We start from the raw sequence: 8218 nt of genomic DNA on the forward strand, positions 1-8218 counted from the left end.
ATATGTTGGTCAATATGATCGGGATGCGCTCCATGGTGGTGGGATATAATCACCAGTTCGGACGCAACCGGGAAGGAAGTTTCGAGAAGTTGATGGAACTATCCAAAGTGTACGACTTTGAGGTGGAGGAGATTCCTCCACAGGATATCGACGAAGTGGCAATAAGTTCAACCAAGATCAGAAAAGCCTTGTTGGAAGGAGATGTGGTGAAGGCGAATATGTTTCTTGGTTATGACTATTTGATTAACGGTAAGGTGGTTCCAGGGTCACAACAAGGGCGTTCCATCGACTACCCCACGGCAAATGTTGCGGTCAGCAGCACGGATAAATTGATCCCGGCCGATGGTGTGTATGCAGCCCGGGTGACTGTTAATGATCAAACGTTGATGGGCATGGTGAACATTGGTATGAGACCCACCGTACAAGGAAAGGACAGAACGGTGGAAGTCCATATTATTGACTTTGACAGTAATATTTACGACCTTAATATCACCTTACACTTGGTGGAACGTATCAGGGATGAGAAAAAATTTGACGACCTGGAGGCCTTGCGAAAACAGTTGGATATTGATAGAAATAAGATAACCCAGATACTTGAAAAGAGCGCGCGATAGAAGACTGATCACCTGGCTGGGATTCACCCTGGCCTGGTTTGTTATGATGATCCCCCTGAGGTCACAGTGCCAGCAGACTGAGACGGATATCACGAGTGAAACAACGCTCTTTACCAGTCTGGAAGAGGCTTTGAAAACACCCGATCTTGTGCACAACCTGGCGCTACGCAAAATGAAACTCGATTCCATTCCGGATGCGGTGTTCAGCTTTCACAACCTAAGAAAACTGGATATGGGGCGCAACCGTATTTCCAAAATATCTCCAAGGATTTCCGAACTGACGCAGCTCACGGAACTGAACATGGAAAAGAACGAATTAACCGAACTGCCTGGTGAGATTGGAGCGCTGGCTCACCTGAAGGTTTTGAATGTCAACAGGAATAGCCTGGAAACATTGCCTGCTCAGATCGGTGACCTGACTGAACTGGAAGTCCTTGACTTATGGAGTAATGAGATATCAACGTTTCCGGAAGAGCTGGCGCAACTAAAGAATTTAAAGGTACTTGACCTTCGGGTCATCATTGTTTCGGATGAGGATCAGCAAACGCTTAAAGAAATGTTGCCCGATACCAAAATACATTTCTCACCCAACTGCAACTGTAAGATGTGATCGTCTAAACGGCATGTAACGCACGATCCCAATCTTTCCACACCACCTCATATCCCGCTTCCCTTATCATATTTGCCATTTCTGAAGGGCTTCGGGAATCATCAATCTCGAATTGTTCAAGCGATTCCTCACCTTCCGCATAACCTCCCGGATTGGTCCGGGATCCTGCACTCATGGAGGTAATTCCCAGGTGAATCGCATGGTCCCTGAAAACAGCCCGCTCTCTGGTGGAAAGAGATAGTTCCAGATGCTCATTATAAATGCGGTAGGCACAAATCAGCTGTACCAATTCCCGTTCCGACATGACCACTTTAGGTTCGATCAATCCTTCCGCAGGTCTTAGCCTTGGAAAGCTCACGGAATATTTGGTTTTCCAATAACGTCGCTCCAGGTAGTGCAGATGAAGGGCGGTAAAGTACGCATCGGTTCTCCAATCTTCCAGACCTATGAGAGCGCCCAATCCAATCTTGTGTACACCGGCTCTTCCCAGCCGGTCCGGAGTATCCAGCCTGTAATCAAAATTTGATTTTTTGCCTTTCGGGTGATAGGATTTATAGGCCTCACGGTGGTATGTTTCCTGATATACCAGAACGGAATGCAGGCCCAGGTTCGCCAATGTCCGGTATTCTTCTTCTTCCAGCGGCTGTACTTCCAGCGAGATGTGTGAGAAATGAGGTCTGATTCTTTCAATGGCGGACGCCAGGTAGTCAACCCCCACCGTGCGATTCGCTTCGCCGGTCACGATGAGGACGTGGTCCATCCCTAATGCTTTAATGATCTCCACCTCCCGGTCGATCTGATCTTCGGTCAAGGTAACCCTGGGTATCCTGTTATTGTAACTGAAGCCACAGTAGGTACAGATGTTCTGACACTCATTGCTGAGGTAAAGCGGAATATACATCTGGATGGTCTTGCCAAATTTGTTGAGCGTAAGTTTTCTGCTCAACCGGGCCATGTCTTCCAGATAAGGAGCCGCGGCAGGTGAAATCAGGGCCATGAAGTCATCCGGTTTGCCATGCCCGGCACGATGAAGGGCTTCTTCAACCTCAGCAGTGGAGCGGTGATGCGATCGTTCGCGGACCTCATCCCAATCGTAGGTGTCGAATAAATCCTGGAATGTATGGAGTTCAGTGTTCATGGTGATGGACCGTTAAGATTCCAGAAATGCGGTGAGCGGACTGGATGCGGCAGCTTTCGTTCTGACTTCACCTAGCTTTGCTTCGAATGCCATTCGGCCTGCTTCAACCGATAATCTGAACGCATGCGCCATCTGCACGGGATCGTCGGAAACGGCAATGGCTGTATTTACGAGTACGGCATCCGCACCCATCTCCATTGCGGCCGCGGCGTGTGAAGGTGCGCCGATTCCTGCATCTACCACAACAGGAACCTGGCTTTGATCAATGATGATCTCGAGCATGCCTTTTGTTTCGAGTCCACGGTTTGTACCGATGGGTGCACCGAGCGGCATCACCGCGGCACATCCGGCTTCTTCCAGTTTTTTGCAGAGGACCGGATCTGCATGCACATATGGCAAAACCACAAAACCATCCTTGACGAGTTGCCTGGCAGCCTCGAGTGTTTCAATAGGGTCAGGAAGAAGATACTTCGGATCCGGATGGATCTCCAGCTTCACCCAATTGGTTTGCAGTGCTTCACGCGCAAGTCGGGCAGCAAACACTGCTTCCTTTGCATCCCGGGCTCCGGAAGTATTGGGCAGCCATTGTATATGATCGTGCTTCAGAAAAGCCGTGATATCTTCCTCTGTTTTACTCGGATCAACACGTCGCATGGCCATGGTTACAAGTTCCGATCCGGATGCCAGGATGGCTTCCTTCATCAGTACGTTGGAGCTGAACTTACCGGTGCCGGTAAATAGTCGTGACCCGAATGTTCTGTCTGCTATGGTTAATGGTTTCATAACTGTTTCTGGTATGGTTGAAATCCGGCTTCCTTCAAATATCTCCGGTTTTCTTCAATGCTGTGTTTAAATGCGGTGGCCATCAATCCGGGATTTTCAGCTGCATGGATGGCAGATGAAACAGCTACACCGGTGATACCCGTTTCCATAAGTGCCGGTATGTCGTCGATAAGGATGCCGCCGATGGCAAAAACAGGTGTCGAGAAATTCAGTTCTTTCCACTTTCGGATGACATTCCTGATCCCATCCAACCCGAGGAGTGGACTTAGATTCTTTTTGGTATTGGTATGCCTGAATGGACCCACGCCGATATAGTTAATGCATGCCATGACGGAGGCATCAAGGTCTTCTGACCGGTTTGCTGTGGCGCCGATGATCATCGTGTCCCCAATCAGGATACGTGCATCTTTTGGAGACATATCGGCTTTTCCCAGGTGAACGCCATCGGCATCCAATTCCATGGCAAGCCGGGGATCATCATTGACAATAAAGGTAGCTTGATACTTTTTGCACACCGCAGCAACCGCATGACCCTGTTGTAGTCTGTAATCCTCATCCGTCGACTTGCATCTGAATTGTATCCAGCGTATGCCACCTGCGCAGGCTTGTTCTGCTTGTTGTGCATGGGATACAGAGGCATTGTCATCGGTAATATATTGGATGGCATTCATGCGACAAAACTTGGATGTTGTCCCATGAGGGAAGGATTGCTGGTCAGAAAACGCCGCACAAAATCATGGCCTTTGACAATGGCTGATTCCAGAGAGTGACCCTGGGCCAGCGCGGTTGTAATGGCAGATGACAACGCGCACCCCGAGCCATGTTTGGTCCCGTATGGAATATAAGGTAAGGTGTATTTTTTTATACACTTTCCTTTGATGTAAAGGGTATCTGTGACGGTATCATGCGCTCCTTCGTGTCCGCCTGTGATCAGCACCGGGCAAAATTGTGAGAGCCATTCAGCACCTTCTCCTGCCTGTTCCTTTTGAGATAGCTGGCAAGCTTCCCTTTCATTGGGGGTGATCAATGCAAAAGCATTCAGTAGTGCAGGCAAACTTTGATGATCAATCGCTTGCCAGAACTGGAATCCTGTGGAAGAACTCAGTACCGGATCCCACACAATGGTGGGGTGATCAGGTAGTGAACCGGCAATGGTCTTTAAAACAGATTGGCTTTCCGTAATACCGATTTTAAACGCCGAAGGTTGAAAGCGATCGCATGTCTGTTTCAGTTGGTCCAGGATCAGCGATGTGCGTGTCCATTCAAGATGTGAAAATGAGAGATCATCCTGCACGGTAATAGCGGTGCATACACCGAGGGCCCTGCCGCCCATCCCTTCTATTGTTTTGATATCGGCCAGTAAACCGGCGCCGGCACTGGGATCAAGGCCTGCTATTGTGGAGACCCACGGTCTGTTATTTTGATCCATGATAGGTTACTTTCTTGATATGCAGAATCCCTTCAGGATCCACCAACATCGTGGAGTTGTCATCCTGTGCATCCGCATATTTTATCTGTTCAAAGGTCGATTGGGGATCTTCACTGTCCCAGATGGCACCCAACACGGCAAACCCTGCGAATCCCATCCGGGCGATCTCTCCTATTTTGGAAGGTTCAACACCACCCAGCGCAATTACTTTATGCACACATTGGGCTATGGCACTTTTAAGACCGGTTTCTGAGAATGCAGACTGGTAGCCACCTTTGGAAATGCTGTCGAATACCGGACTGATAAAAATGTAGTCATAACCGGTTCGGTCCTGGTAGAGTGGGGCCAGGCTGTGAAATGAAGTACTCACATGAAGGGTTGGGTACTTCCATTTCAGATACCTTGACAAATACCATTTCTTTATCCGTTTGCTCCTGACCGCACCTGTTAGATGGATGCCTTTTAGTTTATACTGAATGGCCAGGTTGTGGTGCGAATGCAATACGATCCGGTTCCAGTAGGTTTGGGGGATGCTCATCAGAAAGCTTTTGATTTCCATGGCGGTGGCTTTGGGCTTACGGACGTGCAACACTTCCAGGCCAGATTCAAAAAACTTGGTCACGAGGGTGGCTTCTCCCTGGAAAAACTTTGGTTTGGTGATGACGATCTTTATCAAGGTGGAGGGGATATATGGGTTAGTTACGGATTAACTGTATATCGTACTTCCTGAATTAATAAATTCCTCAGCCTTTTCTTTCAATCCCATTTCAAGCGCTTCTTCCTCATCGGCTGTTTCCTGTTCTTTGGCATATTCTCGTACTTCCTGGCTGATTTTCATTGAGCAAAATTTTGGTCCGCACATCGAACAGAAGTGTGCAACCTTAGCATTTTCCGATGGCAGGGTCTCATCATGGAACTCTCTGGCTGTATCCGGATCAAGACTGAGGTTGAACTGATCTTCCCAGCGAAATTCGAACCTTGCCTTGCTGAGCGCATCATCCCTCCATTGCGCACCCGGATGACCTTTTGCCAAATCCGCCGCATGCGCCGCGATCTTATAACTGATCACGCCGTCCTTCACATCCTTCTTGTTCGGAAGGCCCAAATGTTCCTTTGGCGTCACATAGCACAACATGGCGCATCCATACCATCCGATCATGGCTGCTCCGATAGCAGATGTGATGTGATCATATCCCGGTGCGATATCTGTGGTAAGCGGACCGAGGGTGTAAAACGGAGCTTCATTACAGGTCTCCAACTGCTTGTCCATGTTTTCCTTGATCAGGTGCATGGGTACGTGTCCTGGACCTTCGATCATCACCTGTACATCGTGAGCCCAGGCTTGTTTGGTTAGCTCACCAAGTGTTTCAAGTTCTCCGAATTGTGCTTCGTCATTGGCATCGGCGATGGAGCCGGGGCGTAAACCATCTCCAAGGGAGAAGGCCACGTCATATGCCTTCATGATTTCACATATTTCCTCAAAATGTGTGTACAGGAAATTTTCTTTGTGATGCGCCAGGCACCATTTGGCCATGATGGATCCACCCCGGGAAACGATCCCGGTAACACGCCTGGCGGTCATTGGAACATACCGCAGTAGTACGCCGGCATGAATGGTAAAATAGTCAACGCCCTGTTCTGCCTGTTCTATCAGGGTATCCCTGAACAGGTCCCACGTGAGGTCTTCTGCCACACCACCGGTCTTTTCCAGGGCCTGATAAATCGGGACAGTTCCCACGGGAACAGGACTGTTTCGGATGATCCATTCGCGGGTTTCGTGTATGTGTTTCCCGGTGCTCAGGTCCATGATGGTGTCGGCTCCCCACCGGCATGCCCATACCGCTTTTTCTACCTCTTCTTCAATGCTTGAGGTGACTGCTGAGTTGCCGATGTTTGCATTGATCTTCACCAGAAAATTCCGGCCGATGATCATCGGTTCGGATTCTGGGTGGTTGATGTTTGATGGAATAATGGCCCTTCCGGCAGCCACTTCGTCCCGCACGAATTCGGGTGTGATCCATCGGAGCGATTTCTTTTGGCCGTTGGTCAATGCAGCCCCGCTCTCCATACGTTGATTTTCCCTGATGGCAATGTATTCCATTTCAGGCGTGATGATTCCCTTGCGTGCGTAGTGCAACTGACTTACATTTTGTCCGGGTTTGGCACGGTATGGTTTCGGAGGCGTTTCGAAACGGAGGTGTTTCAGTTCACTGTTTATCAGCCGTTCTCTTCCGTATGCCGAGGAAACATCCGGGAGCTGAACTACGTCACCGCGTTCGGTGATCCACGGTTCGCGTATGCGCTCCAGCCCTTTCTTTACATTCACAATGGCATTGGGGTCTGTATAAGGACCGCTTGTGTCATAAACCGTAATATCCGGATTCGGTGACTTGCCGGAGGCCATGATGGTGGGTTCCTGCCGAATGCTGCGCATTCCAACACGGATATTGTGAATTGTTCCATCTACAAAAACCTTTTCAGAACATGGGAAGGGTGTTCTGGTGATGCTATGATTATCCTGGTTTTTCAAGCTCATAAATTTGATACGTTAAATAAATCAGCCACCCTGGGCGGCCTTGATAATGATCACACGGTCATGATCTTCTAAAATGGTATGGTCCCATTGAGGGGCCGGTATCACATCTTCATTGACCGCAAGTGCGATGCCTGTTCTTATGGGAACCGACAATTGACGCAACAGCCCGGAGATGTTTTCACCGGCATTGACGGAAACGGCTTCATTATTTACAATGATTTCCATTCAACCGAATATAATTATTGGGGGGTGCACATCCCTTCGCCGGCATGACCCGGATCAGGTTCATAGGGTATAATCTCAGCCCTTTCGGGCACCCCCTGTCTTCGTTACACAAAGCTGAACAAACATTCACAAAAAAGCAAAGAATATCCATTCAAGTTATGAACCACGAATGCATTTTTAGCACAACCGGATGGAAGCGAACTGTAGCTCCTGAAGTTAAAACGGAAGTCGAAAGTGGTTAGGCGCCGGCGCGAACGGCACCGACGATGTTAGACAGAAGGTTTGGGTTGGCTTCAATGGCATTGCCCACTACAACGACATCTGCGCCTGCCTGACAGGCATTGATGGCGTCATGCTCAGTTTTAATACCCCCGCCTACGATGATGGGCAGGGAGGTATGTTCCCTGACCGCACTGATCATGGCCGGTTCAATGGCATGAAGTGCACCACTGCCGGCGTCCATGTATAGGTTTCTCAGGCCCAGCATTTCTCCTGCCATGGCTGTGCAAGCTGCAATGTCGTTTTTATCCCTCGGAATGGGAAAGGTATTGCTGATGTAGGATACGGCAGTTGCTTGTCCTCCATCCACCAGCAAATAGCCGGTCGGTAAAACTTCAAGTCCACTTTGTCTGATCATCGGCGCAGCCACCACATGATTGCCAATGAGCATTTCGGGGTTTCTGCCGGAAATAAGAGAAAGAAAAAACAAGGCATCAGCACTGCCATCAACCTGTAGAATGCTTCCGGGAAATAATACGATCGGCCGATCACATACACCACGTACCTTTTCAATCGCCTGACGGGTAGTGCCGGCTTTTACCAGGCTTCCACCTACAAAGATCAGATCCGGAAGTGCGTCGGTTTGTGTGGCCAATGCTGCAAG

General features: G+C 49.2%; 10 protein-coding genes and 1 riboswitch. Of the genes, 2 read left to right on the plus strand and 8 right to left on the minus strand.

What is annotated here, in order from left to right; translation table 11 throughout:
- The coding region (locus KDD36_13925; GenBank protein MCB0397749.1) for a riboflavin biosynthesis protein RibF at window positions 1-614 on the plus strand (614 nt) is incomplete at its 5' end.
- Complete coding sequence (locus KDD36_13930; GenBank protein MCB0397750.1) at window positions 595-1224, plus strand: leucine-rich repeat domain-containing protein; 630 nt, start codon at window positions 595-597, stop codon at window positions 1222-1224. The genes KDD36_13925 and KDD36_13930, both read left to right, overlap by 20 nt.
- 4 nt (window positions 1225-1228) lie before the next feature.
- On the opposite strand, the gene thiH is transcribed toward KDD36_13930, so the two are convergent.
- The 8 genes from thiH to KDD36_13970 all read right to left on the minus strand — a co-directional run.
- Window positions 1229-2362 carry a 2-iminoacetate synthase ThiH gene (gene thiH / locus KDD36_13935; protein MCB0397751.1) on the minus strand — a complete coding sequence of 378 codons (1134 nt, stop codon included), beginning with the start codon at window positions 2360-2362 and terminating at the stop codon, window positions 1229-1231.
- A gap of 12 nt (window positions 2363-2374) precedes the next feature.
- Entirely contained in the window at window positions 2375-3145 is a 771-nt protein-coding gene (locus KDD36_13940) for a thiazole synthase (GenBank protein MCB0397752.1), read from the minus strand.
- Window positions 3142-3816, minus strand: coding sequence for a thiamine phosphate synthase (locus KDD36_13945; GenBank protein MCB0397753.1), 675 nt, complete (start codon window positions 3814-3816; stop codon window positions 3142-3144). The genes KDD36_13940 and KDD36_13945 overlap by 4 nt, the downstream gene beginning before the upstream one ends.
- Window positions 3813-4574 (minus strand): hydroxymethylpyrimidine/phosphomethylpyrimidine kinase, encoded by a 762-nt coding sequence (locus tag KDD36_13950; protein ID MCB0397754.1) that lies wholly within the window; start codon window positions 4572-4574, stop codon window positions 3813-3815. Before KDD36_13950 ends, KDD36_13945 begins: the two co-directional genes overlap by 4 nt.
- Complete coding sequence (locus KDD36_13955) at window positions 4561-5250, minus strand: thiamine phosphate synthase (GenBank protein MCB0397755.1); 690 nt, start codon at window positions 5248-5250, stop codon at window positions 4561-4563. The genes KDD36_13950 and KDD36_13955 overlap by 14 nt, the downstream gene beginning before the upstream one ends.
- A gap of 30 nt (window positions 5251-5280) precedes the next feature.
- Entirely contained in the window at window positions 5281-7110 is a 1830-nt protein-coding gene (thiC, locus tag KDD36_13960; protein MCB0397756.1) for a phosphomethylpyrimidine synthase ThiC, read from the minus strand.
- Window positions 7111-7131: 21 nt separating this feature from the next.
- A complete protein-coding gene (gene thiS, locus KDD36_13965; protein ID MCB0397757.1) occupies window positions 7132-7335 on the minus strand; it encodes a sulfur carrier protein ThiS in 204 nt (67 codons plus the stop codon).
- A gap of 14 nt (window positions 7336-7349) precedes the next feature.
- Window positions 7350-7441, minus strand: a riboswitch (TPP riboswitch).
- Window positions 7442-7573: 132 nt separating this feature from the next.
- On the minus strand, window positions 7574-8218 hold a 645-nt coding region (locus KDD36_13970; protein ID MCB0397758.1), incomplete at its 5' end, for a geranylgeranylglyceryl/heptaprenylglyceryl phosphate synthase.

It is taken from the genome of Flavobacteriales bacterium (assembly GCA_020435415.1).
Classification (GTDB): Bacteria; Bacteroidota; Bacteroidia; order JACJYZ01; family JACJYZ01; genus JACJYZ01.